The 598-nt window shown below is 47.8% G+C and carries 1 pseudogene; it reads left to right on the forward strand.

Going from position 1 to position 598, the window contains the following annotated elements:
* A pseudogene (locus tag N1032_RS26490) lies at positions 1 to 394 on the forward strand (hypothetical protein); the annotation flags it as partial.
* Positions 395 to 598: the final 204 nt, after the last annotated feature.

The following is a 598-nucleotide window of genomic DNA, read 5'->3' on the forward strand; positions in this document are numbered from 1 at the left end:
ATCTGTTGCGGTGGCTCCGGCACCGCCTAAAGCTCCTGTAACTCCTACAGCGCCTCCAGCGCCTACCGCGATTACTACCGCTCCGGCTAACAGCGCTATTAACGTTGCTGCTAATCAGGTTGCGCCTAATACGCCTGTACAGGTAGGAAATGTAACAACCACGGCGGGGGCTATTGCTGCTGTAGATCCTACAGCTCAAATCTCTATGCCGATTAATAGCGTTTTCTCAGCGGCTCCGCGCTCTAATCATAATGATCGCTCTAATGGCTCACATTCAGAAGGTCATAACGGGCGCGGCGCTGAGAATGCTCACTCTCACGCTTTCGGCGGTCATGGTTATGGTCACGATAACTCAAAATCTGAGGGTTTCGGCGGTCACTCTCATTTTCACTAATAAACATGAAAGGGGCTTAATTAGCCCCTTCAAATAACGCAAAACACAATATTAATTTTTTACTAATCTGAGGTGTACAACATGAAAAAATCTATTCTCGCTGTAGCTGTTGCCGCTATCGTGGCTCCTGCTGTAGTTATGGCTTCCCATGTAAATCTGAAAGGCGATGATCTGGCCGCTGCTCAGGCTTATATTTCTAAATTC

This window comes from Herbiconiux daphne (assembly GCF_024979295.1).
In the GTDB taxonomy this organism is placed as follows: domain Bacteria; phylum Actinomycetota; class Actinomycetes; order Actinomycetales; family Microbacteriaceae; genus Herbiconiux; species Herbiconiux daphnes.